We start from the raw sequence: 26,510 nt of genomic DNA, 5'->3' as shown, positions 1-26,510 counted from the left end.
ACGAGGACCCGGCCCGTGGCGTTCAACCGGATCGCTTTGAGCCCGAAGTCTAGTCTGCATGTCCCCGGCCGTCAGGGAAAACAAGCTCATCTCAGGCGCCGCCACCCAGCCGGCTTTTGAGCCGATCGGCGCTGGCCAGGACGGTTTCGATCTGCTCGGCGACCCGCGCCGGCGCGGTGCCGCCGCGCGCGTCACGCGAGGACACCGACCCCTCGATCGTCAAGACCTCCCGCACCCGCGGCGTGAGATCGGGGCTGATGGCGGCCAATTCGTCATCGGTCAGCTCGTCGAGTCCGACGGACCGCTGCTCGGCGGCGCGCACCGCGGCCCCGGCGGCCTCGTGCGCCGACCGGAACGGCACGCCCTGGCGCACCAGCCATTCGGCGATGTCGGTGGCCAGCGTGTAGCCGGCCGGAGCCAGGGCGGCCATCCGCTCGACGTCGAAGGTCAGGCTGGCCACCAGCCCGGCCATCGCCGGCAGTACCAGCTCCAGCTGGGCGACCGAGTCGAACACCGGCTCCTTGTCTTCCTGCAGGTCACGGTTGTACGCGAGCGGCTGGGCCTTCAGCGTGGCCAGCAGGCCGGTCAGGTTGCCGATCAGCCGGCCGGACTTGCCGCGCGCCAGCTCGGCGATGTCGGGGTTCTTCTTCTGCGGCATGATCGAGCTGCCGGTCGACCACGAATCGTGCAGCTTGACGTAGCCGAATTCCGTCGAGCTCCACAGGATGATGTCCTCCGCCAGCCGGGACAGGTCGACCCCGATCATGGCGAACACGAAGGCGGCCTCCGCGGCGAAATCCCGGGATGCGGTGGCGTCGATGGAGTTGTCGGCGGCGGCGGCGAAGCCCAGTTCCGCGGCGATCGCGTCGGGGTCCAGGCCCAGCGACGATCCGGCCAGCGCGCCCGAGCCGTACGGCGACACCCCGGCGCGCCGGTCGAAGTCGACGATCCGGTCGACGTCGCGCAGCAGCGGGTGGGCGTGGGCCAGCAGGTGGTGGGCCAGCAGCACCGGTTGGGCGGACTGCAGGTGGGTCTTGCCCGGCATGATGGCGCCGGGGTGGGCGGCGGCCTGGGCGGCCAGCGCGGCGACGACGTCGAGCGCCCCGGCGGCGACCCGGCGCACCGCGTCGCGCAGCCACATCCGGAACAGGGTGGCCACCTGGTCGTTGCGCGACCGGCCGGCCCGCAGCCGCCCGCCCAGGTCGGGCCCGACCCGGTCGATCAGTCCGCGTTCCAGCGCCCCGTGCACGTCCTCGTCGGTGACCAGCGGCGAGAAGCTGCCGTCGGCGACGTCGGAGGCGAGCTGGTCGAGGCCGGCCAGCAGTCCGTCGCGCTGCTCCTCGGTCAGCAGCCCGGCGCGAAACAGGATCACGGTGTGGGCCCGCGAGGCGACGATGTCGTAGGGGGCCAGCACCCAGTCGAAGTGGGTGGACTTGCTCAGCGCGGTCAGCGCATCCGACGGGCCGTCGGCGAACCGCCCGCCCCACAACGACCCTTCGCGAGTGCTCACGCGTCGGCCGGGCCCTGCAACGTCCGGTCCCGGCGCGAGGCGATCTTCGACGACAGCCCGTGCACGTAGACGAAACCCTTTGCGGCCGACTGGTCGAAGCTGTCGCCCTCGTCGTAGGTGGCCAGGTTGAAGTCGTACAGGGATTCGGCGCTGCGCCGGCCGTTGACCGCAATATGGCCGCCGTGCAACACCATTCGCACTTCGCCCGTCACGTGTTCCTGGGTCTTGGCGACGAAGCTCTCCAGCGCCTCCTTCAGCGGTGAGTACCACAGCCCGTCGTAAACCAGCTCGGCCCAGCGCTGATCGGTGTGCCGCTTGAACCGGCCCAGCTCGCGTTCCAGCGTGACGTGCTCGAGCTCGGTGTGGGCGGTGATGAGCACCATGGCGCCGGGTGCCTCGTAGATCTCACGGCTCTTGATGCCCACCAGCCGGTCCTCGACGACGTCGAGCCGGCCGACGCCCGGCGCGCCGGCGCGGGCGTTGAGTTCCTCGATGGCCTGCAGTACCGACACTTTCTTGCCGTCGATCGTCACCGGCACGCCGCGCTCGAATCCGACGATCACCTCGTCGGGCGTGCTCCAGTTCAGCGTGGGGTCTTCGGTGTAGGCGTAGACGTCCTTGGTGGGGGCGTTCCAAAGGTGTTCCAGGAAGCCGGTTTCCACCGCCCGGCCCCACACGTTCTGGTCGATGGAGAACGGTGAGCGCTTGGTGACGTTGATGGGGATGGCGTTCTCCTCGGCGAACGCGATGGCCTTCTCGCGCGTCCAGGCGTAATCGCGGACCGGCGCCAGCACCTCGAGATCGGGTGCCAGCGACCCGAATCCGACCTCGAACCGGACCTGGTCGTTGCCCTTGCCGGTACAGCCATGCGCGACGATGCTGCCGCCGTGCTCGCGGGCGGCCGCCACCAGGTGCTTGACGATCAGCGGCCGGCTGATCGCCGACACCAGCGGGTAGCGATCCATGTAGAGGGCGTTGGACAGGATGGTGGGCAGGCAGTAGCCCTCGGCGAACTCGTCGCGGGCATCGACGACGACGGCTTCGACCGCGCCGCAGTCCAGGGCCCGCTGGCGAATGACCTCCATGTCCTCGCCGCCCTGGCCGAGGTCGATCGCCACCGCTACGACCTCACGGCCGGTCTCCTTGCCGATCCAGCTGATGGCCACCGAGGTGTCCAGACCGCCGGAATACGCCAGGATGACGCGTTCTGACATGAACCAATCTCCTTATACTTGAAGCGCTTACGTGAGTTTTTCCAAGGTGGTGGCCAGCTCGGCGCCGGTCATCGGCTCTCGGGCGGCCACGAAGACGGTGTCGTCGCCGGCGATGGTGCCGACGACGTACGGTAGCGCCGCGCGGTCGATCGCGCTGGCCAGATAGTTGGCGCCGCCCGGCGGCGTGCGCAGCACCGCGAGGTTGGCGCTGGCGTCGGCGGACACCAGCAGTTCGCCCAGCAGCCGGGACAGTCGCGCGGTGCCGCCGGACACGCCCCGCACCGGGCTGCCGTCCTCGGGGACGACGTAAACCCCGACGCCGCCGTCGGCGCCGCGCAGCTTGACCGCGCCCAGTTCCTCCAGGTCCCGCGACAGGGTGGCCTGGGTGACCTCGATGCCCTCGTCGGCCAGCCGGGCCGCCAGCTCGCTTTGGCTGCTGATCGACGCCGAGGACAGGATCGCCACGATGCGGTCCTGCCGGCCGGCCCGGGTGGTTTCGGGAGCGCTCTTCGAGCGGGTCATGACCGCCGCTCCACAAGCCAGGCCAGCAGCGCCTTTTGGGCGTGCAACCGGTTTTCGGCCTCGTCGAAGACCACGCTGGCCGGCCCGTCCATCACCTCGTCGGTGATCTCCTCCCCGCGGTGTGCCGGAAGGCAGTGCAGCACAATGGCTTCCGGGTCGGCCAGAGACAGCAGGTCGGCGTTGATCTGGTAGGGCCGAAACGGTGTGAGGCGGTCCAGCCCGTCGTCCTCCTGGCCCATCGACGTCCAGGTGTCGGTGACCAGGACGTCGGCACCGCGCGCGGCCGCGCCGGCGTCGGCGGTGAGCGTGACCGAGGCGCCGGTGTCCTCGGCGCGCCGGCGGGCCGAGGCGACGAACGCCGGGTCGGGGGTGAAGCCGTCCGGGGCGGCGATCGTGACGTGGATGCCGGCCGTGACCCCGCCGAGCATCAGCGAGTGCGCCATGTTGTTGGCGCCGTCGCCCAGGTAGGTCATCTTCAGACCGCGCAGTGACCCCTTGCGCTCGGCGATGGTCTGCAGGTCGGCGAGCACCTGGCAGGGATGGAATTCGTCGGAGAGCGCGTTGACCACCGGCACGGTCGCGGTCGAGGCCATCGCCTCGAGGCGCTCCTGCCCGAACGTCCGCCAGACGATGGCATCGACGTAGCGCGACAGCACCCGCGCGGTGTCTTCCAGGGTTTCGTCGCGCCCCAGCTGGGTGCTGCGGGCGTCGACGACGACGGCGTGCCCGCCCAGTTGGGCGATGCCGACCTCGAACGAGAACCGGGTGCGGGTGGAGTTCTTGTCGAACAGGACCGCGACCCCGCGGGGGCCCTCCAGCGGGCGGGCGCTAAACGGGTCCTTCTTCAGTTCGGCGGCCAGCGCCAGCACCTCGGCCTGCTCGGCGGGCGACAGGTCGTCGTCGCGCAGGAAGTGCCTAGTCACGTGGCGCGTCATGCTGCGGCCGCCTCGTCGAGAATGCTCGGCAGGGCGCCGAGGAAGCCGTCGATCTGGGCGTCGGTGATGATCAGTGGCGGCGCCAGCCGGATGACGTCGGGTGCGGCCGCGTTGACCAGGAACCCGGCCCGGCGCGCGGCCGCCTCGGCGTCCTTGGCGCGCGGCGCGGTGAGCGCGACCCCGCAGAGCAGCCCGCGGCCGCGCACGTGGTCGACCAGCGGGTGGGCCAGCGCCTCGATGCCGTGGCGCAACGACTTGCCCAGCACCTCGGCATGGCGGATCAGGTTCTCCTCCGCCAGCACCCGCAGCACCGCGAGCGCGGCCGCCGCGCAGATCGGGTTGCCGCCGAAGGTGCTGCCGTGCAGGCCCGGCGTCATCAGGTCGGCGGCCGGCCCGACGGCCAGGCAGGCGCCGATCGGCAGGCCGCCGCCGAGCCCCTTGGCCAGCGTCACCACGTCCGGGGTGATGCCGTCGTGCTGGTGGGCGAAAAACGTTCCGGTGCGGCCCATCCCGGTCTGCACCTCGTCGAGCACCAGCAGCGCCCCGTGCCGCGCGGTGATGTCGCGGGCGGCGGCGAGGTAGCCCTCGGGCGGCACGACGACGCCGCTCTCCCCCATGATCGGTTCCAGGAACACCGCGGCGGTGGCGTCGTCGACGGCGCCCGCCAGCGCGTCGGTGTCGCCGTAGGGCACGTGCGTGACGGCGCCGGGCAGCGGCGCGAACGGCGCCTGCTTGCTGGGCTGACCGGTCAGCGCCAGCGATCCCATGGTGCGGCCGTGGAAAGCCTCCTGCGCGGCAACCAGTTTGGTGCGCCCGGTGAGCCGCGACAGCTTGAACGCCACCTCGTTGGCCTCCGTCCCGGAGTTGCAGAAGAACACCCGCGCCGGGGAATCGGTGCCGAGCAGGCTTACCAGTTCTTCGGCCAGCGCCAGACCCGGTCCGGTGGCATACAGGTTGGAGGTGTGGCCCAGCGTGGACATCTGGTGGGTGACGGCCTCGATGATCGCGGGGTGGCGATGGCCCAGGACGTTGACCGCGATGCCGCCGAGCAGGTCGAGGTAGGTCTTCCCGTCCACGTCGGTAACCACGGCGCCGTCGCCGCTGGCCAGGGCCATCGCCGGGGTGCCGTAGTTGTTCATCATCACGGCTTCCCAGCGCCGCCGGACGTCATCGGTGTGGCTCACGGGCGCACCACCTTGGTGCCGGTGCCCGCGTCGGTGAAAAGCTCCACCAGCACACAGTGTTCGACCCGCCCGTCGATGACGTGCGCGCTGGGCACGCCCGCGGTGACGGCGCGCAGGCACGCTTCGACTTTGGGAATCATGCCCGCCTCCAGCGTGGGTAGCAGTTGTGACAATGTGGCCGTGTCGATTTCGCTGACCAGCGAACCGCGGTCCGGCCAGCTGGTGTACAGGCCTTCGACATCGGTGAGCATCAGCAGCTTCTCGGCGCGCAGCGCCTCGGCCAGCGCCGCCGCGGCGGTGTCGGCGTTGATGTTGTGCACCACGCCCTCGGCGTCCGGCGCCAGCGTCGACACCACCGGAATGCGCCGCGCCGCAATCAGATCCAGCACGGCGGCGGTGTTGACCATCTCGACATCGCCCACCAGGCCGATGTCGGTGGCCACGCCGTCGACGGTGACGCTGCGCCGCACAGCGGTGAACAACTGGGCGTCCTCGCCGGTGATGCCGACGGCGTACGGTCCGTGCGCGTTGATCAGGTTGACCAGTTCGCGCCCGACCTGGCCGAACAACACCATCCGGGCCACGTCGAGCACTTCCGGTGTGGTGACCCGGAATCCGCCCTTGAAGTCGCCCGGGATGCCGAGCCGGCGCAGCATCGCGGTGATCTGCGGGCCGCCGCCGTGCACGACGACGGGATGAACGCCGCAGTTACGCAGGAACGCCATGTCGGCGGCGAAGGCGTGCCGCAGCGTGTCGTCGGTCATGGCGTTGCCGCCGTACTTGATGACCACGATCTTGCCGTGCAGCTGCTTGAGCCAGGGCAGGGCTTCGGCCAGCACCTGCGCCTTGACCACGGTGGACAACGCTTCTGTCGAGCTCATGAGCTGTAGGCCGAATTCTCCTCGACGTACCCGTGCGACAGGTCGGTGGTCCGGATGGTGGCCTGGTGCTCGCCGAGCCGCAGATCGACCGTGATGTCGATGTCGGCTTCCGACAGGTCCACCTCGCGGGCGCCCGGCATCGGAATCCCGTCGGCGAAGACCGCAAAGCCGTTGAACGCCACCGTGATCCGGTCGGGGTCCAGATCGATGGGCGCCATCCCGACGGCCGCCAGCACCCGGCCCCAGTTGGGGTCCGAGCCGAACACCGCCGTCTTGACCAGGCTGTCGCGGGCGATCGTGCGGGCGGCGACCACGGCGTCGTCCTCGGAGGCCGCCCCCGCCACGGTGACGTTGACCCGCTTGGTGACGCCCTCGGCGTCGGCTTGCAGCTGCGCGCACAGGTCGTCGCACGCCCGCAGCACGGCGTCGTCGAGTTCGGCCTGACTGGGCGCGATCCCGCTGGCTCCCGACGTCAGCAGCAGCACGGTGTCGTTCGTCGAGCACGCGCCGTCGACGTCGAGCCGGTCGAAGGTGGCCGCGGTGGCGTGGCGCAGCGCGCGGTCCAGGGCCGCCGCGTCGACGGCCGCGTCGGTGGTGAGCACGCAGAGCATCGTCGCCAGCGACGGCGCGAGCATGCCGGCGCCCTTGGCCATCCCGCCGACCGTCCAGTTGTCCGGGTGGTGCAGCGCAACCTGTTTGGGCACGGTGTCGGTGGTCATGATCGCCTGGGCCGCCTCGTCACCGCCGGACAGGCCGCCGGCCATGTCCTGCACGATCGTGCGCACGCCGGTGAGCACCTTGTCCATCGGCAACCGGTCGCCGATCAGCCCGGTGGAGCACACCGCGACCTCGATGGCCCCGGTCTCGGTCCCCCAGTCCGACAGCGCGGCGGCGACGGCCTCGGCGGTGGCGTGGGTGTCCTGAAATCCGCCGGGTCCGGTGCAGGCGTTGGCGCCGCCGGAGTTGAGGATCACCGCGCGCAGCGCGCCGGTGCTCAGCACCTGCTGGCTCCACAGCACCGGTGCCGCTTTGACCTTGTTGCGGGTGAACACCCCGGCGGCGGCGTAGTCCGGCCCTTCGTTGAACACCAGGGCCAGATCGCGGTTGCCCGAGGCCTTGATGCCGGCGGCGATGCCGGCGGCCCGGAATCCGGCCGGCGCGGTGACGCCCTGTCCGCGCAGCAGCCGCGCTTGCGTCGCTACGACAGATGGCGCCGCTCCTTCGACCCCGGCTACGCCGGCGTCATCGTCGCCGGCGCGCGTCACGGCGCCACCCCGATCACCGAAAGCCCTTCGGTCTCCGGCCAACCCAGCGCCAGGTTCATCGACTGCACGGCGGCGCCGGCGGTTCCCTTGACGAGGTTGTCGATCGCGGCGATCGCGACGAAGGTCTGCGCCGCCTCGTCCACCGCGACCGCGATGTGCGCCGCGTTGCTGCCGATCACCGCTCCGGTGCGGGGCAGCTGCCCCTCGGGCATCAGGTAGATGAAAGGCTCTGCGTGGTAAGCCTTTTCGTAGGCTTCGCGCAGTTGTGCCAGCGGCGCGCGGGTGCGCGCGGTGCAGGTGGCCAGGATGCCGCGGGAGGTCGGGATGAGCACCGGGGTGAACGACACCGTGACGTCGCGGCCGGTAACCGCCCCGAGCCCCTGGGCGATCTCCGGGGTGTGCCGGTGCGCCCCGCCGATGTTGTAGGCCCGCGCCGACCCGATGACCTCCGCGCCCAGCAGGTCGGTCTTGGCGGCGCGCCCGGCCCCGGACGTGCCGCTGACCGCCACCACGGTGACGGCGGGCTCGATGAGATCCGCGGCCACCGCGGGCAGCAAGGCCAGCAACGCCGCGGTCGGGTAGCAGCCCGGCACCGCGATGCGGCGGGCGCCGCGCAGCCGCTCCCGGGCGCCGGGCAGCTCCGGCAGACCGTAGGGCCAGCTGCCGGCGTGCGCGGACCCGTAGTAGCGCTCCCACGCGTCGGCGTCGGTGAGCCGGAAGTCGGCGCCGCAGTCGATGATCAGGGTGTCGGGCCCGAGCTGAGAGGCCAGCGCGGCCGAATGGCCGTGCGGCAGGGCCAGGAACACCACGTCGTGGCCGGCGAGCACGTCGAGCTCGGTCGGCTCGACCACCCGCTGGGCCAGCGGGGTCAGGTGCGGGTGGTGCTCGCCGAGCGTGCTGCCGGCGCTGGCGGCGGCGGTCACCGCGCCGATCGTCAGGCGTCCGTTCGCGTAGGCCGGGTGCCCGAGCAGCAGGCGCAGGATTTCACCGCCCGCGTAGCCGCTGGCACCGGCAACCGCCACCTTCATTCCGTCGGCCATTCCGCCGATTCTGCATGGTTATGCAGTGCTTTGCAAATCCATTCCACTAGGCCCGTAGCTCCGCGCCGACCGCCTCGGCGGCGCGGCGCACCGCGGCGTCGCGAGCGGCGGTGGCGTCGTCGTCGGTGAGGGTGCGGTCGGGCGCGCGGAAGCGCAGCGCGAAGGTCAGCGATTTGCGGTCCTCGCCGATCTGCGGGCCGGTGAACACGTCGAACAGCTGCAGGTCTTCGAGCAGCTCCCCAGCGCCTTCGCGGACGGCGTCGGCCACCGCCTGGGCCGGCACCTGCGCGGGCACCACTAGGCTGAGGTCCTGGAAGACGGCCGGGAACGGCGACACCCGCGGCGCCGGCAGCGTCAGCGGGATGGGTATCGCGTCGAGGTTGAGCTCGAGGGCGCAGGTGCCCTTCGGCAGCCCGGAGCGCTCGATCACCGCCGGATGCAGCTGACCCGCGTGCCCCACCGCAACGTCCCCGACGAGCACCTCGGCGCACCGCCCCGGATGCCACGGCAGGTATTGCGCCGCGCGCAATCGCACGTCGATTCCGCCGGCGCGGGCGATGATGCGCACCGCCTCGAACGCGTCGGCGGCTTCGGCGCGCCGGCCCGGGCCCCAGGGTCCGCGGTGTTCCCGCAGGCCGCTCAGCACCGCGGCGACGTGCTCGGGTTGCCGCGGCAACGACGCGTCGAGCGCGGCGATCTCGGCGTCGGTGGGCCGGCGGCCGACGGGGATCACGTTCACGGCGCGGGTGTCCGCCGTCGGCTGGACCACCTGCGCGAGGGCATAGAGGGAGACGTCGACCAGGCCGCGCGAGACGTTGCGCACCAACGCTTCCAGCAGCGCCGGCAGCAGCGTGGTGGCCAGGTGCGGGCGGTCGGCCTCCAGCGGGTTGAGCACGTCGGTCGTGATGCGCCGCGGGTCGTCGGCCGGCAGGCCCCACAGGTCGAACACGCCGGCGGGCAAGAACGGGGTGGGCAGGATCTCCACATAGCCGGACTCGGCCAGCGACCTGCCGATCGCGCGGCGGCGCTTCTGCACGGCGGACAGGCCGCGGCCGGCCGGCGCCGACGGCAACACCGACGGAATGACCTCGAGCCCCTCCAGCCGCAGCACCTCCTCGACGAGATCGGCGGGCTGCAGCAGGTCGGGACGCCAGCTGGGTGGCGTCACCGTCAGCGTGTCGCCGTTCGCCACGACCTCGGCGCCGATCTGGGCGAGCCGCCTGGCGGTGGTGCCCGGCGCATAAACCACCCCGGCGAGGCGATCCGGCAGGTCGGCGGCGATGTCGATCGGCGGGAGCGACCAGTCGTCGCGCGGTGGGTCGCCGCGCCAATCGGTCAAACCCTCCCCGACCACGCCGCCGGCGATGTCGGCGAGCAGGGTGGCGCAGCGGTCCAGCGCGGCCACCGAGATGGCCGGATCCACCCCGCGCTCGTAGCGGCGGGCGGCTTCGCTGGGCAGGTGCAGCCGGCGCTGGGTGCGCGACACGGCGGCCGGGTCCCAGACCGCGGCCTCGAGCAGCACGTCGGTCGAATCGGCGCGCACCTCGGTGCTCGCCGCGCCCATCACGCCGCCGATCGCGGTGGTCGCCGTGTCATCGACGATGAGCACGTCGGCCGGTTCGAGTTTGCGCTCGATGTCGTCGAGGGTCACCACGGTCTCGCCGGGCCGGGCGAATCGCACGCCGAAGCCGCCGGTGATGCGGTTGCGGTCGTGGGCGTGCATCGGGTGACCCAGCTCGAGCATCACGTAGTTCGTCACGTCGACGGCCGGGGACGTCGCCCGGATGCCGGACAACAGCAGCCGGCGCTGCAGCCACCACGGCGACACGGCGGCCGGGTCGATGCCGGTGACCGGGCGCAGCGCGAACCGCCGAACCCCGGTGCCGGGCTGCAAGGTCAGCGGCCAGGCCTCGCCGTTGGCCGGCAGCGGCTTGATCACCTGGCTGCCCGCGGGGTCGACGAAGTCCAGGTCGTAGGCGCAGGCGACCTCGCGGGCAAGCCCACGCAACGACAGGCCGTAGCCGCGGTCGGGCGTGATCGCCAGGTGAAAGATCACGTCGTCCAGGCCGAGCACGGCGGCGGCGTCGGCTCCGGGGTCGGCGGTGCCCGGCGGCAGCACCAGGATCCCGGAATGGTCGGCGCCCAGCCCGAGTTCGGCCGCCGAGCAGATCATTCCGTCGGAGGTGCGGCCGTAGGTCTTGCGGGCGGCGATGATGAAGTCGCCGGGCAGCGTGGTGCCCGGCAGCGCCGCCACGATGAGGTCACCAGCAACGAAGTTGCTTGCGCCGCAAACAATCTCACGGTCCTTGTTTTCACCGACGTCGACGTGGCAGAACCGGATCGGCTTCTTGAAACCGGTGAGCTCTTCGATGTCGGTGACCCGGCCCACGGTCAGCGGGCCGTCGACCGGTCCCAGGGTGGCGACCTCCTCGACCTCATGGCCGATGCGCACCAGCGTCTGCTCCAGCTCGGCGGCCTCGACGTTCCAATCCGGCGCGCCGGCCGCCACGATCTCACGTAGCCAGCTGTAGGGAACGCGCATCAGGCACCCACCCCGAACGGAAGCGAGAACCGCACGTCGCCCTCGACCATGTCGCGCATGTCCGGAATCCCGTTGCGGAACTGCAGGGTTCGTTCCAGCCCCATGCCGAACGCGAAGCCGGAGTACGCGCCCGGATCAATCCCGGCGGCGCGCAACACGTTTGGATGCACCATCCCGCAACCGCCCCACTCCACCCAGCCGGGGCCGCCCTTCTTGCCGACGAACCAGACGTCGACCTCGGCGGACGGCTCGGTGAACGGGAAGAAGTGTGGCCGGATCCGGGTGCGCGCCTCGGGGCCGAACTCGGCGCGCGCGAACGCATCCAGCGTTCCCCGCAGGTGCGCCATCGTCAGGCCGCGGTCCACCGCCAGACCCTCGACCTGGTGGAACACCGGGGTGTGGGTGGCGTCGAGCTCGTCGGTGCGGAACGTGCGGCCGACCGAGACGATGTAGACGGGCAGCTCGCGGGCGAGCAGGGTGCGCACCTGCACCGGCGACGTGTGGGTGCGCAACAGCTGCCGGGAATCGTCGGGCGCGATGTAGAAGGTGTCCTGTTCGCTGCGCGCGGGGTGGTCGGCCGGGAAGTTCAGCGCGTCGAAGTTGAACTGCTCGGTCTCGACCTCCGGGCCCTCCGCCAGTTCCCAGCCCATCGCGATGAAGGTGTCGGCGATGTGCTCGGCCAGGATCGTGATCGGGTGCCGGGCGCCGGGCGGCTGCCGGGTCGACGGCAACGTGACGTCGATGCCCTCGGCGACCAGCACCGCGGCGTCGCGCTCTGCCCGCAGGACCGCGAGCCGCTCGTCGTAGCCGCGTTGGGCTTCGGTCCGGGCGGCGTTGACCCGCTTGCCGGCATCGGCGCGCTCGTCCTTGGGGACGCCGCCGAGCGCCTGGCGCGCCAGCGCCAGGGGTGCGCGGTCACCGAGGTGCTCGGTCTTGGCGCGCGCCAGCGTGTCGAGATCGCCGGCCCGCGCGAAGGCCTCCCGGGCGGCGCTGACCGCTGCGGCCAGGGCTTGCGGCGACAGATCGACGGGTTGATCACCCACGCGGCGACACTCTCCTTGCTGACGAGGCTGTTCGGGCTGCCCGCATCGATGTGCTTCCGCGCGGCACGGGTCGAGTGCTGATCATAGTGATTCGGCGCGCGGCACCCGCCGGGCGCTTGGCGGTCGAGCCGGCGGGTGGCCGCCGCGGGCCACCGACGGCGGTGTGGCTTAGCCGGCGACGGCCGGCTGCGGCCCGCCCAGCGTGTCGTCGCCCAGCACGGGGGCCTCCAGCGGGGCGACGCCCCGACCGCCGGCGACCTTGGTCACCTTGTAGGCGACGAACGCGCCGATGACACCGAAGACCGGCGTCGCCGCCATGGTCCCCCAGTGGTGGGCCAGCATCAGGAAGCCGAAGCCCGCGGACGCCGCCAGCATCAGGTAGCGCGCGGGCGTCCAGTGGATCGGCTGCCTGAACCGGGCGGACACCAGCACGCCCAGGATCACGGCGACCGTGTGGCCGGCGTCGGTGAAGTCGCCGCCGATGATCGCCGAGGCGATGCCCGCCGACACCCACCAGCCGACCCAGCCGGCCCGCCAGCGCGACGGGATCACCGCGGTCATCGCGCCGAGCACCGCCAGCGCACCGTAGCTCATGCCGACGTCGCTGGCCCGGGTGATCGACACGGGCAGCCAGCCGAACTCGACCGACGCGGCCAATGCGGCCGCCACCAGCAGGGTCGCGCCGATGTGGCCGACGAGGAAGGCCACCACCAGCCGGATGGTGCGCAGATGCAGCTCGGCCAGCGCCAGCAGGCAGGTCAGGAAGGGCAGCCAGAAGTAGAGCGGGCCGGCGTCGACCACCAGAGCGCTGCCCAGCAGCGTGCCCAGGTGGCCGTGGGCCAGGTTGTGCACGTTGGTGCTGGCGCGCGCAACGATGACGTCATGCGCGTGCGGGCCGAGGGCCAGGATGGCGCAGCTGATGGCGAGCAGCACCGCCGCATACCCCACAGTGAACTGGACCCGGGCGAGCCGGGACGCGATGCCCCCTAACATTGGCATCCATTATGGCTGCGGTTTTGTCTCGGCTGTGTCATCAGGGCCTGACAACTCCTTAAGAGTCTTGAGGCGATATATCGCCAAATCGTCGGGAATGCCGGCGGGCTTCGGCCCGAAAACCGGCTTCCTCGTGCGTTTGGCCTCGACGCCCAACGCGTCCAACTCGCTTTGCGGTATGAGATCTAACGTTGAACTCGACACCATGATTCCACCCTTGGTGGCCCTTTCCATAACTCGTGCGGCGATGTTCACATCGACGCCGAGCCAGTCGGCGGCCAACCGCTGCGGGCGTCCCGTGTGGATTCCGACCCGCATCCTGGGCGTATAGCCGTCCACCTCGACCGATTTCAGCGCGTCCTTGGCGGCCAGCACGGCGCGCACGGCGACCGTCGGATCACCGAACACGGCCATGATGCCGTCGCCCATCCGTTTGACGATGTGTCCGCCGGCGTCGAGCAGGGGCGGCTCGAGGGCCCGCGCCACCTGCCGCAGCAGCACCAGCGCCGCGTCGTCGCCGGCTTGCAGGGACCACGTCGAGAAGCCGACCAGGTCGGTGAAGACCAGCGTCACCTCCGGGTTGGCCGGCCGGCGCGACACCCCTTCGGTCAGCGCCTGCCACACCTGCAGCACCCCGAGGCTGACCTCGCGCGACACCGCGTCGCGGTCGCCCAGCAGCCGGTCGGCAGCGCGCGCCGCGGCGCGCGGGCCACCCTCGCCCGCCGTGGACAGCGGATCGCCGAACTCGGGGTCGCCGGGCAGCAGCCGGCGGGCGCGCCGGATGAAGGCGACCGCCGCGGGGCTGCGGTTGCGGCTGTGCAGCCATTGCGTCGCGCTGTGCACCGACAGTGGAGAGCGCGGCGGAGCCGAGTGCGCCTGGGATTCTTCGGCCTCGCCCGGGTCCAGATCGCGACGCGCGAGTTCCACCCGGCCAGGTTATTTGGTTTTCTTCGAGGCAGGCAATGACGGCCGCGCCCGATGTGTCACACGTCGCACCAAACCGCCTGATCACACTGGTGCCACACCGGTGTCCAAGCTCGATAACACCCGGCGGACACCTCGCCGAAATCGTAGACAACGCCCGTTGTCAAAGTTATCGTGAGCCCAACCGGAGCAGGAGGCCGCGATGACTGGCACTGTGCATGCGGGCGGGACTGCGCCCGCCGATCCGCTCGGACCAGATTCTTTGACCTGGAAGTATTTTGGCGACCTGCGCACCGGAATGATGGGCGTGTGGATCGGGGCGATCCAGAACATGTACCCCGAGCTCGGCGCGGCCGTCGAGGAGCATTCGATCCTGCTGCGCGAGCCGCTGCAGCGGGTGGCCCGGTCGGTCTACCCGATCATGGGGGTGGTCTACGACGGCGACCGGGCGTCGCAGACCGGCCGGCAGATCACCAGCTACCACCACACCATCAAGGGCACCGACGCGGCCGGGCGGCGCTATCACGCGCTGAACCCGGAGACCTTCTACTGGGCGCACGCCACGTTTTTCATGCTGATCGTCAAGGTGGCCGAGTACTTCTGCGGCGGCCTGACCGAGGCCGAGAAGCGGCAGCTGTTCGCCGAGCACGTCCAGTGGTACCGGATGTACGGCATGAGCATGCGGCCGGTGCCCGAAACCTGGGAGGAGTTCCAGGAGTACTGGGACCGGGTTTGCCGCGAGGAGCTGGAGATCAACCAAGCGACGCTGGACATCTTCCGGATCCGCATCCCCAAGCCGAAATTCGTGCTGATGCCCACACCGATCTGGGACCAGATCTTCAAGCCGCTGGTCGCCGGCCAGCGCTGGATCGCGGCGGGGCTGTTCGAGCCCGCGGTGCGCGAGAAGGCCGGACTGCACTGGACCCCGGGCGACGAGGTGTTGCTGCGCCTGTTCGGCAAGCTCGTCGAACTGGCCTTCCTGGCGGTGCCCGACGAGATCCGGCTGCACCCGCGCGCGCTGGCCGCCTACCGCCGCGCCGAGGGGCGACTGCCCACCGACGCGCCGCTGGTGGAGGCCCCGCCGTTCATGGCGCCGCCGCGCGACCGGCGCGGGCTGCCGATGCATTACTTCCCCCCGTCGGCGAAGTCGCCGTTGGACCCGGCGCTGCAGCCCGCCCGGGCGCTGATGGAACGCGCCGGTTCGCTGGTGCACACGACGCTGTCGCTGGCCGGCCTGCGCGCCGGGCGGAGCCGGCCCAAACGCGCCGCTAAGGCCGCGTAGGCAGGTTCAGCGCCCGCGCGCTCTGATACAGGCAGATGGCCGCCGCGGACGCCACGTTCAGGCTCTCCGCCCCACCGGCCATCGGGATCCGCAGCCGGTGGTCGGCCGCCGCGGCGATTTCGCTTGGCAGACCGTGTGATTCGGGGCCGAACAGCCACGCCGTCGGCACGCCGAGCAGTTCGCCGGCCTCGTCGAGCCGCGTCTGGGCGTCGACGGTGGTGGCGAGCAGCTGCAGGCCCGCGGCGCGCAACGCGTCGACCGCGGCGAGCGGGTCCGGCGCGACGACGACCGGGACCGAGAAGATGCTGCCGGCCGACGCGCGCAGGCACTTGCCGTTGTACGGGTCGACGCTGTGGCCGCCCAGGATGACGCCCGCCGCGCCCAGGGCGTCGGCGAGGCGGATGAGGGTGCCGGCGTTGCCCGGTTCGCTGATCTCGACGGCGACCGCGACCAGTGCGGGCGGGCCGGCCAGCACGTCGGAAAGTCGGGTCGCCGGCGTTTCGCACACGGCGACCAGGCCGGCCGGAGTGACGGTGTCGGACAACGCTTTCGCCGCGCGCTCGCTGACCGGGTGCACCGGGCAACCCGCGGAAGCCAACGTCGCCAGCAGCGACTCATGCCGCTGCTGGGCGACTTCGGTGACGAAGACGTCGCGGACCAGGCCGCGGCGGGCGGCGGCCTCGACGAGGTTGGGGCCCTCGGCGAGGAATCGGCCCGCCCGCCGGCGGCCGACGTGGCGGTGCAACTTGACCGCCGCGGCGACCCTGGCCGAACGTTCGGTCAGCACCTGCGCTTGTTAGGCCGCTTCTCCCGAATCCGAGGGAGCGTTGACATCCTCGGGCAGGGCCGCCCGCGCGATGTCGACCAGCGCCGTGAAGGCGGCCGGGTCGGCAATCGCGATGTCGGACAGGTTCTTTCGGTCCACTTCCACACCGGCGGCCTTGAGGCCCTGGATCAGCCGGTTGTAGGTGATGTCGTTGGCGCGCGCCGCCGCGTTGATCCGCGAGATCCACAACTTGCGGAACTCGCCCTTGCGCGCACGACGGTCGCGGTAGGCGTAGTTCAGCGAATGAAGCTGCTGCTCTTTGGCCTTGCGGTAGAGCCGGGATCGCTGGCCGCGATAGCCCTTCGAGGCCTTCAGGATGCTGCGCCTCTTCTTGTGGGCGTTGACCGCCCGCTTCACGCGTGCCATTGGATGTTCCTACTCTCGTTCACAATTGGTTGGTCGGATCGCCGTGCCAGCTCGCGCTGCGGGTCTGGCCGGCGCGGTGGTCAGCCGTTCAGCAGGCTGTTGACGCGCTTGGTGTCGTTGGCCGACACCGTGGTGCGGCCGTCGAGCCGCCGGGTCCGCTTGGTCGGCTTGTGCTCGAGCAGATGCCGGCGGTTGGCCTGCTGGCGAACGATCTTGCCGGTTCCGGTGCGCCGGAACCGCTTCGACGCCCCGCTGTGGGTCTTGGCTTTGGGCATGTTTCCTCTGTTCTATGAAGTGCTCGAGTGCGGGGCACTCGGGCGCTTGAAAAGTCTCGCGCTGGGTCAGTTCGACGAAGGTTCGGCTTCGGCGGCCGCATCGGTCTCCGATGCCGCGCCGCCCCCCGGTCCTTCCGGATGGCGCGCCTTGGCGCGAGTCTTCGCGCCGCGGTGCGGTGCCAGCACCATCGTCATGTTGCGGCCGTCCTGCTTGGCGGACGTTTCGACGAAGCCGTATTCGGCGACGTCCGCTCCCAGGCGCTGAAGCAGCCGATAGCCCAGCTCGGGCCGCGACTGCTCACGTCCGCGGAACATGATGGTGACCTTCACCTTCGACCCCGCCTCCAGGAAGCGGATGACGTGACCCTTTTTGGTCTCGTAGTCGTGATCGTCGATCTTGGGTCGCAGCTTCTGTTCTTTGACGACGGTCTGCTGCTGGTTCCGGCGGGATTCGCGCGCCTTTTGCGCCGCTTCGTATTTGAACTTGCCGTAGTCCATGATCTTGCAGACCGGCGGTCTGGCGTTCGGGGCAACTTCGACAAGGTCAAGATCGGCGTCCGCAGCGACGCGCAGTGCGTCTTCGATGCGCACTATGCCTACCTGCTCTCCCCCTGGGCCGATCAATCGGACTTCAGGTACGCGAATGCGCTCGTTGACGCGGGTCTCAGTGCTGATGGGGCCTCCCTTGTTGGGCTTCTGTAGGTCCTGCGGTGACGACCGCCTGGGTCGGTCCGGGAATCAGCGGCGGAGACATCACACCACTAGCAAAAAAGCCCTGCACAAGCAGGGCCCAATGCCGACCGATCGCGGCTGCAAACTGCTCGAGCCGCCCGCGTCACCCGCGGAACAGGCATCCGCGATGCCTGTGACCGGACCGCTGAACCTTTCGAAGATCCGCAACGGGATTTCATCGGCTCGCGGTGGGAGTGGGACTCCACTTAACTGTTCCTGGCATTCGCCGGGATGGTCGCAGCCGCTAGTTTAGCAGCCTTGAGGTGGCTTTTAGCACTTCGGCCGGTCGACCGCGCCGCAACGGGCCGGCGGCCGGCCCGAAACCACGCCCAAACTGGCGGCCGCCAGTCTCAGCGCTTCGACAAGCTTTTCACGGATTGAGGGCATATCCTCGCGGTCTGTGACACTCGCATCTCCTAGTTCGAGGCCCGGTTCGGGCCCTCGTTCAGGCCTGCGTTCGGGGCCGCGCGGCCGGTCGAACTCGCGGTACCGCTGGGTGCCGGCGGCGGCCGGATGGACCGTGGGCGTCATCGCGACCGTGTCGCTGCTCGGCAGCGTGTCCCCGCTGATCCGGTACCTGATCAAGGTCCCGCGCGAGTTCATCAACGACTACCTGTTCAACTTCCCGGACACCAGCATCGCGTGGTCGTTCATCCTGGCGCTGCTGGCCGCGGCCCTGACCGCGCGCAAGCGCATCGCCTGGCTGCTGTTGCTGGCCAACATGATCCTGGCCGCCGCGCTGAACGCCGCCGACATCGCCGCGGGCGACAACACCGCCGCGGAGATCTTCGGCGAGAACCTCGGCTTCGCCGTCCACATCGTGGCGATCGTCCTGCTGGTGCTGGCCTACCGGGAGTTCTGGGCCAAGGTCCGCAAGGGTGCGCTGGTCAAGGCGGCCGCGGTGCTCATCGCCGGCGACGTGGTGGGCATCCTGGTGTCCTGGGGCCTGGTCGAGTTGTTCCCGGGAACGCTGGCCCGCCAGGACCGGCTGCCGTACGTGGCCAACCGGGTGGTCGGATTCGCGCTCGCCGATCCCGACCTGTTCACCGGCCGGCCGCACGTCTTCCTGAACGCGATCTTCGGGTTGTTCGGCGCGCTGGCGCTGATCTTGGCGACGATCGTGCTCTTTCAGTCCCAGCGCGCGGAGAACGCGCTGACCGGCGAGGACGAATCGGCCATCCGCGGCCTGCTCGAGCTGTACGGCAAGAACGACTCCCTGGGCTACTTCGCCACCCGCCGCGACAAGTCGGTGGTCTTCGCCCAAAGCGGACGCGCCGCGGTCACGTATCGCGTCGAGATCGGCGTCTGCCTGGCCAGCGGTGACCCGATCGGCGATCCGCGGGCGTGGCCGCAGGCCGTGGACGCCTGGCTGGGGTTGTGCCAGACCTACGGCTGGGCGCCCGGGGTGATGGGCGCCAGCACCCAGGGCGCGCGGGCCTACCGCGAAGGCGGTCTGAACGCGCTCGAGCTCGGCGACGAAGCCATCCTGCGGACCGCCGATTTCAAGCTGTCCGGCCCCGACATGCGCGGCGTCCGCCAGGCCGTGACCCGGGCCCGTCGGGCTGGCCTGACCGTGCGGATCCGGCGCCACCGCGACATCAGCGCCGAGGCCATGGCCGACACCATCGCCCGCGCCGACGCCTGGCGCGACACCCAGACCGAGCGCGGCTTCTCGATGGCGCTGGGCCGACTCGGCGACCCCGCCGACGGGGACTGCCTGCTGGTCGAGGCGCTGGACCGCGACGGCAGCGTCGTCGCGATGCTGTCGCTGGTTCCCTGGGGGACCACCGGTGTCTCCCTGGACCTGATGCGCCGGTCGCCGCAGTCCCCCAACGGCACCATCGAGCTGATGGTCAGCGAGCTGGCGCTCAATGGCGAAACCCTTGGCATCACCCGCATCTCGCTGAACTTCGCGATGTTCCGCTCGGCGTTCGAACAGGGCGCCCAGCTCGGCGCGGGTCCGGTCGCCCGGCTGTGGCGAGGACTGTTGCTGTTCTTCTCGCGGTGGTGGCAGCTGGAAACCCTGTACCGCTCGAACATGAAGTACCAACCCGATTGGGTGCCGCGTTACGCCTGCTACGAGGACGCCCGGCTGATCCCGCGGGTCGGCGTCGCTTCGGCACTCGCCGAGGGCTTTTTGGTGTTGCCGTTCGGGCGGCGCAAGACGCACACCGGCCACTACCCCGCCGTCCCGCCACGGTTGGCGGAGTCCGGGCTGCTGCATCACGACGGCAGCGCCCCGGACGTCAGCGGGCTGCGGGAACGCCGGGAGTCCGCCGACGAGGAGGAGTCCAGGTCACGGCTGCCCGAACAAGTTCGAGTGCGCCTGGCCAAGCTGAAAGCCCTGAAGCACAACGGCGTTGACGCTTACCCGGTGGGGACCCCGCCCACCCACACCATCGCCCGGGCCCTGGTCGCCGACGACCAGGAAAGTGTGACGGTGGCGGGACGGATCCTGCGGATCCGCGACTACGGCGGCGTGCTGTTCGCCGACCTGCGCGACTGGTCGGGGGAAATGCAAGTGCTGCTGGACAATTCGCAGCTGCAGCGGGGGCGGACCGCGGACTTCACCGCGGCCATCGACCTGGGCGATCTGGTCGAGGTGTCCGGGCAGATGGGCTTTTCCAAGAAGGGAAGCCGCTCGCTGATCGTCACCGACTGGCGGATGATCGGCAAGTGCCTGCGGCCCCTGCCGAACAAGTGGAAGGGGCTGACCGACCCGGAGGCGCGGGTGCGGACCCGCTACGTCGACCTGGCCGTCAATCCCGATTCGCGCGAGCTGATCAAGGCCCGCAGCGACGTGTTGCGTTCGGTCCGGCAGACGCTGTTCGCCAAGGATTTCATCGAGGTCGAGACCCCGATCCTGCAGCAGATCCACGGTGGAGCGACCGCGCGGCCCTTCGTCACGCACATCAACACCTACGACCTGGACCTGTTCCTGCGCATCGCCCCCGAGCTCTACCTGAAGCGGTTGTGCGTCGGCGGCGTGGAGCGTGTCTTCGAATTGGGCCGCGCCTTCCGCAACGAGGGCGTCGACTTCAGCCACAACCCGGAGTTCACCCTGCTGGAGGCCTACCAGGCCCACGCCGACTACACGGTGTGGATCGATGGCTGCCGCGAGCTCATCCAGAACGCCGCCGAGGCCGCGCACGGCGAGCAGGTGGTGCTGCGACCCCGCACCGACGGGGGGGACGGCCGGCTCGAGCCCGTCGACGTCTCCGGGGTGTGGGCGGTCAAGACCGTCTATGACGCGGTGTCCGAAGCGCTCGGCGAGCGCGTCGACCCCGCCACGTCGCTGTCCGCCCTGCGCAAGCTGTCCGACGCCGCGCACATCCCCTATCGGGCGCACTGGGATGCCGGCGCGGTGGTGCTGGAGCTGTACGAGCATCTGGTCGAGGACCGGACCGAGGAGCCGACGTTCTATATCGACTTCCCGACGTCGGTGTCGCCGCTGACCCGGCCGCACCGCAGCGAACCGGGCGTGGCCGAGCGGTGGGACCTGGTGGCCTGGGGGGTCGAGCTGGCCACCGCCTACAGCGAGCTCACCGACCCGGTGGAACAGCGCCGCCGCCTGCAGGAGCAGTCGTTGTTAGCTGCCGGCGGGGATCCCGAGGCGATGGAGCTCGACGAAGACTTCCTGCAGGCGATGGAGTACGCGATGCCGCCCACCGGCGGACTCGGGATGGGCATCGATCGGCTCGTCATGCTCATAACGGGCCGCAGCATCCGGGAGACCTTGCCATTTCCGCTGGCCAAGCCGCATTAGCGGCGGCCCCGAACGTCCGTAGAGCCCAGCGCGAACATTCGGTGAATTTGTTCCAGGCCGATTAACTTTAGATCACAATGACTCACGTGACAGGCCCGACGGACAGCGCCGCGGCGCAGGTCCTGGCAAGTAGCCACACCTCGCTGATGCATGGCTGGGTGCCGGCGACGATCCAGGTGCTCGCCGCGATTGTGCTGCTCCTGGCGGTCGGCTGGCGGTCGCGCCGCTGGCGCACCGTGTGGCTGCCGGCCGCCGCGCTGGCCGGCGGGGTCGCCGCCTACCTGACGCACTGGTACATCGTCGACCGCGGGCTCTCCGACGACCCCGCACCGGCGGCGCTGTGGCTGTGGATCGCCCTGACCGGCATGGCGGCGGCCGTGCTGGTGCTGGGCTGGCGCACCGCGCGCCGCTGGCGGCGCGGCGCCGCGGTGCTGGCCGTACCGTTGTGCTTGCTCAGCGCGGCGCTGGTGCTCAACCTGTGGGTCGGCTACTTCCCCACCGTGCAGTCGGCGTGGAGCCAGCTGACCTCGGGGCCGCTGCCCGATCAGACCGATCAGGCCACCGTTACCGCGATGGCCGCCAGCCGAATCCGGCCGCCGCACGGCACCGTGGTGCCGGTGGCGATCCCGTCCGACGGGTCGCACTTCAAACACCGCGGCGAGCTGGTCTACCTGCCGCCCGAATGGTTCGCGACCACCCCGCCGCCGGCGTTGCCGGCGGTGATGATGATCGGCGGGCAATTCAACACACCCGCCGACTGGACCAGGGCGGGCAACGCGGTCAAGACGATCGACGACTTCGCGGCCGCACACGACGGCAAGGCGCCGGTGCTGGTGTTCGTCGATTCCGGCGGCGCGTTCAACAACGACACCGAATGCGTCAACGGGGTTCGGGGCAACGCCGCCGATCACCTAACGAAAGACGTTGTGCCGTTCATGATTTCGACCTTCGGGGTCAGCCAGCACCGGTCCAACTGGGGCGTCGCGGGCTGGTCGATGGGCGGCACCTGCGCCGTCGACCTGACCGTCATGCACCCCGAGCTGTTCAGCGCGTTCGTCGACGTCGCCGGTGACTTCTTCCCCAACGCCGGCAGCAAGGCCCAGACCATCGCCAGGCTGTTCGGCGGAAACGCCGACGCCTGGGCGGCTTTCGACCCGACCACGGTGATCACCCGGCATGGGCCATACCGCGACGTGGCCGGCTGGTTCGCGATCTCGTCCGACGGCCCGCCGCCGCGCCGCGACCTGCAGCTGGCCGACAGCGGCGCCATCCGCCTCGCCGGACGCGAGGCGGCCGCCAATCCCGGCAATCAGACGGCGGCCGCCTATTCGCTGTGCGCGATCGGCCGCTCCAACGGAATCGACTGTGCGGTGGTTCCGCAGCCCGGCAAGCACGACTGGCCGTTCGCGGACCGGGTGTTCGCGGCCTCGCTGCCCTGGCTGGCCGGGGAGCTGGGCACGCCGGGAATTCCGCGCACCCCGTTGCCCGCCGCATCCGCGCCGGGCGCCGGCGCCCCGGTGGTCGTTCCGGCCGAACATTCCAAGCGATAGCGCCGGTGTATCCGGTTGCGCGCGTGCGGCGTGCGGTGTTCGCGCGGCACTGCCATCCGCTGAGCGCATGGACCCGGTGGGCGAGCACGCCGCTGATCCTGGTCCCGATATGGACGCGACGATGGCGCCATGCGGCCTGGATTACGTTGTGGCTGGCGGTGAATCCGGTGGTGTTCGGCAAGCCGGCGCAACAGCACGCCTGGTCGACGCGGGCGATGCTGGGCGAGGAGCTGTGGATCACCCGCCGGCCCCGCGACGCGGCGATGGTGGTCAGCGTGGCGTCGTCGGCGGCCGCGGTGGGCGCGGCGCTGGCCGCACGCCGGCGTCGGCTGCGACCGGCGCTGATCGCCGTGGCCCTGCAGATGACGTTGACGCTGGTGTACTGGGAACAGATGGTTCGCTACCTCGAGCGGCGGTCGCAGTAGGGTCGCGGGACCTGGTGCGCGGGAACGCCGTTCGTCGACGAGGGCAGGCGGGTGGCCGCGCCCATGGTCGGGCGGAACGCAGGCGCGGTGACGATGCGCGGATATGGTGGTCCGATACCTTCGTACCGGGATGCGATACGGGTGTATTGTCCGGCCGTGGGACCCACCCGGCTGTTTCCTTATGACCCGCCCCCGCCAGCGGAGCCGTCGCTCAAGGAGCGCATTCGCGACGCCGCGCTGAGCTGCTTTGCCGTTCGCGGCATCGCCGCCACGACGCTGCGCGCGGTCGCCGAAACCGCGGACGTGTCGATTGGGCTGATACAGCACCACTTTCGCACCAAGGCCGCGCTGAGCGCCGCCGTCGATCAGTACGTCCTGCAGACGGTGAGCGAGGCATTGGCAGCCGATACGCCGTCCGAGCCGGCCGCCGACAGCCTCAACGAGGCGGGGCGCCGGCTGACCGCACTGATGGTCGAACGTCCCGATGTGATGACCTATCTCGGGCGTGCGCTCGCCGAGGGCGGCGCACTGGGTTCGGTCATCTTCACCGGGCTGGTGGGTATCAGCGCGGGCCAGGGCGAACAATTCGGGCAGCAGGGCAAGCTGCGAGGAGACCTCGATCCCGACTGGGGGGCGCTCAATCCGCTCATCCTGCGCATCGGCGCGATCATTCTGCATCCCTATATCGAGCTCTATCTGGGTGAGGCGTTCTTCAGCGAGCCACAGCTGCGACGCTGGGACGCCGCGGTCACGAGCCTGATTCGGCGCGGGCAGTTCCTCGAGGACACGGAGTCGCGGGACGAGGGCGTGACCGCTTGACGAGCGGCCAACCGCCGCGTTACCGCGGCCGACGCGCCGGTCAGGTGCTATACACGAAACACCATGGACGAGCGCACGGTAACCGCGTACAGCGCGCAGATTCTCGACATCGATGAACCCGGCGACCGTCTGATACTGGAGCGGCTGCGAGCCGATCCCACCGTCGAGATCGTCGACCGGCTCGACGCGCAACTGGCCAATCTGCGCGGCCTGCGCCCACCGCCGGATTCGACGCTGCTCGACGAAGGGGCCCGGTGGGCGTACTACCCGTGGCGGCGCGCCGCCGTTGCGGTGCTGGGGCCGCGCGGGTTTCGGGCGCTACGACTTGATCGCAACAGAAACAACATCACCGCGGCGGAACAGACCAAACTCAGCTCACTGACGATCGGCGTCGCCGGTCTGAGCGTCGGCCATGTCATCGCGCATACCTTGGCGGTTCAGGGCTTGTGTGGCCGCCTGCGGCTGGCGGATTTCGATCACTTGGAACTGTCGAATCTGAATCGGGTGCCGGCCACCGTATTCGACCTCGGATTGAACAAAGCTCAGGTCGCGGCGCGCAGGATCGCCGAGCTCGATCCCTACCTGGCGGTGGACGTGTTCGATGCCGGGATCACCGCGGACACCATCGATGCCTTTCTGGACGGACTGGACATCGTCATCGAGGAGTGCGATTCGCTCGACATGAAGATCGCCCTGCGGATGGCGGCCCGTGACAGGCGAATCCCCGTGTTGATGGCGACCAGCGACCGGGGGCGGGTCGACGTCGAACGCTTCGATCAAAACCCTGGGCGCCCGGTCATGCACGGGCTGCTGGATCAGCTCGATATCGAGCAAGTGGCCGGCATGAGCACCCGCGAGAAGCTCCCGCACATGCTGCGTTACGACGAAGCCGAGCACATCTCGCCCCGCACCGCCGCGTCGCTCATCGAGATCGACCGATCGCTGTCGACGTGGCCGCAGTTGGCATCCGATGTCATCGTCGGCGCTGCGGCGATGGCCGAGGCTGTGCGCAGAATCGGATTGGGTGAGAACCTGAGATCCGGCCGGTGCCGCATCGACACCGGCGCGGCGCTCGACGAACTCGACGAAGTCGAGACGGCCCAGCTTCACCCCGCGCGAGACACCGAACCGGGAAGCGACCCGGCCGCATCCGCATTCGACGACACAATTGTCGCCGCCGCGATGCGCGCCCCCTCGGGGGGAAACAGCCAGCCGTGGTGCATCGACGCGCAACCGACCAGCCTCACCATAAGCGTTGCCCCGGAACATACTTCGACGATGGACGTGGGCTTCCGCGGCAGCGCTGTCGCGGTGGGGGCCGCGTTGTACAACGTCAGGATCGCCGCCGCCGCCCGTGGGATGCTCGGACCGGTGAGCGTTTCCGAAGACGCAGCCGGGTCTCCGGTACGGGCCACGATGCACTTCGGAAACGGTAACGACCCCGCCCTGGCCGATCTGTACGAACCGATGCTCGCGCGCGAGACCAATCGTCATCGCGGAATCCCACAACCGCTCGACGATCAGACGGCCAAATTGCTCACCGTCACCGCCGAGGGCGAGGGCGCGCGTCTGCACCTACTCACCGAGCGAGACGACCTGGCGCGGGCCGCAACGATTTTCGGTGCGGCCGACCGCATCCGGTACCTGACGCGGCAACTGCACACCGAGATGGTCTCGGAGCTGCGCTGGCCTGGGGATCCCGACCCCGACACCGGTATCGACGTACGCTCCCTCGAACTCGAAGCCAGCGACCTGGCGCTGATGGATATCGTGCGCCGCCCCGACGTCATGGCTTACCTTGCCGAATGGAACGCCGGCAGCGCCTTGGGCGACGGCATGCGCGACGAAGTCCTCGGCAGCTCGGCGCTGGCGGTGCTGACCGTGACCGGAAGTCGCCTTGGTGACTACGTCCGCGGCGGGTCGGCCGTCGAGGCGGTATGGATCGTTGCCCAGCGGGAAGGCCTCGCCGTCCGGCCGTTGTCACCGGTCTTCCTGCACGCGCGAAATGCTGCCGATCTGCACGAGTTGTCGGCCGGTTTCGCCGGCGAATTGGCACGATTACAAGACGATTTCGTGCGCCTCACCGCGACCGCTCCCGAAGAATCCATCGTGCTGGCCTTGCGCTTGACCACCGCGCCGCCACCCTCGGTGTCCAGTCGCCGCAGCCCGAGCCGGGTCCGCACTCAAGGCCTCTGATCCGCCGCCGTCGCGCGGCGAGCACCATCGGCGCCACAGCACCTCAGAACGGCTTCGCCGTGAATCCCCATCGCAACAACGCCGACTCGCGGCGGGCCCTACCGCGCAACCCAGGGTCCCGCGTGCCGGTCACGCCGTGCGGTTCGCCGCGCGACCCGAATGTCCAGTACGCCTGCAGATAGGGCACGGGTGTCGAGTGGCCGCAATGCATTTCGTGCAG

Annotated in this window: 21 protein-coding genes and 1 pseudogene; 6 read left to right on the top strand and 16 right to left on the bottom strand. The window is 70.1% G+C overall.

Going from position 1 to position 26,510, the window contains the following annotated elements:
• Nucleotides 1-91: 91 nt before the first annotated feature.
• The 12 genes and pseudogenes from argH to A5622_RS26695 form a co-directional block, all read right to left on the bottom strand.
• Nucleotides 92-1,510, bottom strand: coding sequence for an argininosuccinate lyase (argH, locus tag A5622_RS26750; protein WP_066882294.1), 1,419 nt, complete (start codon nt 1,508-1,510; stop codon nt 92-94).
• Nucleotides 1,507-2,724 (bottom strand): argininosuccinate synthase, encoded by a 1,218-nt coding sequence (locus tag A5622_RS26745; RefSeq protein ID WP_066882292.1) that lies wholly within the window; start codon nt 2,722-2,724, stop codon nt 1,507-1,509. Before A5622_RS26745 ends, argH begins: the two co-directional genes overlap by 4 nt.
• A 27-nt stretch (nt 2,725-2,751) precedes the next feature.
• Nucleotides 2,752-3,246, bottom strand: coding sequence for an arginine repressor (locus A5622_RS26740; RefSeq protein WP_066870470.1), 495 nt, complete (start codon nt 3,244-3,246; stop codon nt 2,752-2,754).
• Complete coding sequence (gene argF / locus A5622_RS26735) at nt 3,243-4,169, bottom strand: ornithine carbamoyltransferase (protein ID WP_066882306.1); 927 nt, start codon at nt 4,167-4,169, stop codon at nt 3,243-3,245. Before argF ends, A5622_RS26740 begins: the two co-directional genes overlap by 4 nt.
• Before the next feature lie 8 nt (nt 4,170-4,177).
• On the bottom strand, nt 4,178-5,365 hold the full coding sequence (locus A5622_RS26730; protein WP_082984707.1) for an acetylornithine transaminase: 1,188 nt from the start codon (nt 5,363-5,365) through the stop codon (nt 4,178-4,180).
• Nucleotides 5,362-6,246 carry an acetylglutamate kinase gene (gene argB, locus A5622_RS26725; RefSeq protein ID WP_066867165.1) on the bottom strand — a complete coding sequence of 295 codons (885 nt, stop codon included), beginning with the start codon at nt 6,244-6,246 and terminating at the stop codon, nt 5,362-5,364. Before argB ends, A5622_RS26730 begins: the two co-directional genes overlap by 4 nt.
• Nucleotides 6,243-7,430 (bottom strand): bifunctional glutamate N-acetyltransferase/amino-acid acetyltransferase ArgJ, encoded by a 1,188-nt coding sequence (gene argJ / locus A5622_RS26720; protein WP_066882304.1) that lies wholly within the window; start codon nt 7,428-7,430, stop codon nt 6,243-6,245. The genes argB and argJ overlap by 4 nt, the downstream gene beginning before the upstream one ends.
• 77 nt (nt 7,431-7,507) lie before the next feature.
• Nucleotides 7,508-8,567, bottom strand: a pseudogene (argC, locus tag A5622_RS26715) (N-acetyl-gamma-glutamyl-phosphate reductase).
• Nucleotides 8,568-8,597: 30 nt separating this feature from the next.
• On the bottom strand, nt 8,598-11,093 hold the full coding sequence (gene pheT / locus A5622_RS26710; protein WP_066882290.1) for a phenylalanine--tRNA ligase subunit beta: 2,496 nt from the start codon (nt 11,091-11,093) through the stop codon (nt 8,598-8,600).
• Nucleotides 11,093-12,136, bottom strand: a complete 1,044-nt coding sequence (gene pheS / locus A5622_RS26705) for a phenylalanine--tRNA ligase subunit alpha (protein WP_066882288.1) — start codon at nt 12,134-12,136, stop codon at nt 11,093-11,095. Before pheS ends, pheT begins: the two co-directional genes overlap by 1 nt.
• A 168-nt stretch (nt 12,137-12,304) precedes the next feature.
• On the bottom strand, nt 12,305-13,129 hold the full coding sequence (locus A5622_RS26700) for a rhomboid-like protein (RefSeq protein WP_066867160.1): 825 nt from the start codon (nt 13,127-13,129) through the stop codon (nt 12,305-12,307).
• A 9-nt stretch (nt 13,130-13,138) separates the two neighbouring features.
• Complete coding sequence (locus tag A5622_RS26695; protein WP_066882285.1) at nt 13,139-14,056, bottom strand: adenylate/guanylate cyclase domain-containing protein; 918 nt, start codon at nt 14,054-14,056, stop codon at nt 13,139-13,141.
• A 211-nt stretch (nt 14,057-14,267) separates the two neighbouring features.
• Between A5622_RS26695 and A5622_RS26690 the strand changes: the two genes are divergently transcribed.
• Complete coding sequence (locus tag A5622_RS26690; protein WP_369806925.1) at nt 14,268-15,335, top strand: oxygenase MpaB family protein; 1,068 nt, start codon at nt 14,268-14,270, stop codon at nt 15,333-15,335.
• Here A5622_RS26690 and A5622_RS26685 read toward each other — a convergent pair.
• The 4 genes from A5622_RS26685 to infC form a co-directional block, all read right to left on the bottom strand.
• Entirely contained in the window at nt 15,322-16,122 is an 801-nt protein-coding gene (locus tag A5622_RS26685; RefSeq protein ID WP_066867154.1) for an RNA methyltransferase, read from the bottom strand. The genes A5622_RS26690 and A5622_RS26685 overlap by 14 nt on opposite strands.
• Nucleotides 16,123-16,131: 9 nt before the next feature.
• The gene (gene rplT, locus A5622_RS26680) at nt 16,132-16,527 is read right to left on the bottom strand and encodes a 50S ribosomal protein L20 (protein ID WP_007776071.1); all 396 of its coding nucleotides are present in this window, start codon (nt 16,525-16,527) and stop codon (nt 16,132-16,134) included.
• A gap of 80 nt (nt 16,528-16,607) precedes the next feature.
• Nucleotides 16,608-16,802 (bottom strand): 50S ribosomal protein L35, encoded by a 195-nt coding sequence (gene rpmI / locus A5622_RS26675; protein ID WP_066882282.1) that lies wholly within the window; start codon nt 16,800-16,802, stop codon nt 16,608-16,610.
• Nucleotides 16,803-16,868: 66 nt separating this feature from the next.
• Nucleotides 16,869-17,477 carry a translation initiation factor IF-3 gene (infC, locus tag A5622_RS26670; protein WP_082971986.1) on the bottom strand — a complete coding sequence of 203 codons (609 nt, stop codon included), beginning with the start codon at nt 17,475-17,477 and terminating at the stop codon, nt 16,869-16,871.
• Between the two features lie 553 nt (nt 17,478-18,030).
• On the opposite strand from infC, the gene lysX reads away from it, so the two are divergent.
• The 5 genes from lysX (at nt 18,031) to A5622_RS26645 (ending at nt 26,290) form a co-directional block, all read left to right on the top strand.
• Nucleotides 18,031-21,300, top strand: a complete 3,270-nt coding sequence (lysX, locus tag A5622_RS26665; protein WP_066882279.1) for a bifunctional lysylphosphatidylglycerol synthetase/lysine--tRNA ligase LysX — start codon at nt 18,031-18,033, stop codon at nt 21,298-21,300.
• 77 nt (nt 21,301-21,377) lie between these two features.
• On the top strand, nt 21,378-22,850 hold the full coding sequence (locus A5622_RS26660) for an alpha/beta hydrolase family protein (RefSeq protein WP_197508105.1): 1,473 nt from the start codon (nt 21,378-21,380) through the stop codon (nt 22,848-22,850).
• 23 nt (nt 22,851-22,873) lie between these two features.
• Complete coding sequence (locus A5622_RS26655) at nt 22,874-23,275, top strand: DUF6653 family protein (protein WP_066882300.1); 402 nt, start codon at nt 22,874-22,876, stop codon at nt 23,273-23,275.
• A 156-nt stretch (nt 23,276-23,431) separates the two neighbouring features.
• Nucleotides 23,432-24,094, top strand: coding sequence for a TetR/AcrR family transcriptional regulator (locus A5622_RS26650; protein WP_066882277.1), 663 nt, complete (start codon nt 23,432-23,434; stop codon nt 24,092-24,094).
• A gap of 63 nt (nt 24,095-24,157) precedes the next feature.
• Nucleotides 24,158-26,290 carry an Rv1355c family protein gene (locus A5622_RS26645; protein WP_066882276.1) on the top strand — a complete coding sequence of 711 codons (2,133 nt, stop codon included), beginning with the start codon at nt 24,158-24,160 and terminating at the stop codon, nt 26,288-26,290.
• Nucleotides 26,291-26,510: the final 220 nt, after the last annotated feature.

Source organism: Mycobacterium sp. 1245801.1, assembly GCF_001673055.1.
Taxonomy (GTDB): domain Bacteria; phylum Actinomycetota; class Actinomycetes; order Mycobacteriales; family Mycobacteriaceae; genus Mycobacterium; species Mycobacterium europaeum_A.
The sequence above is the reverse complement of the archived record's forward strand: the minus strand, read 5'-3'. Positions and strand labels throughout refer to the sequence as shown.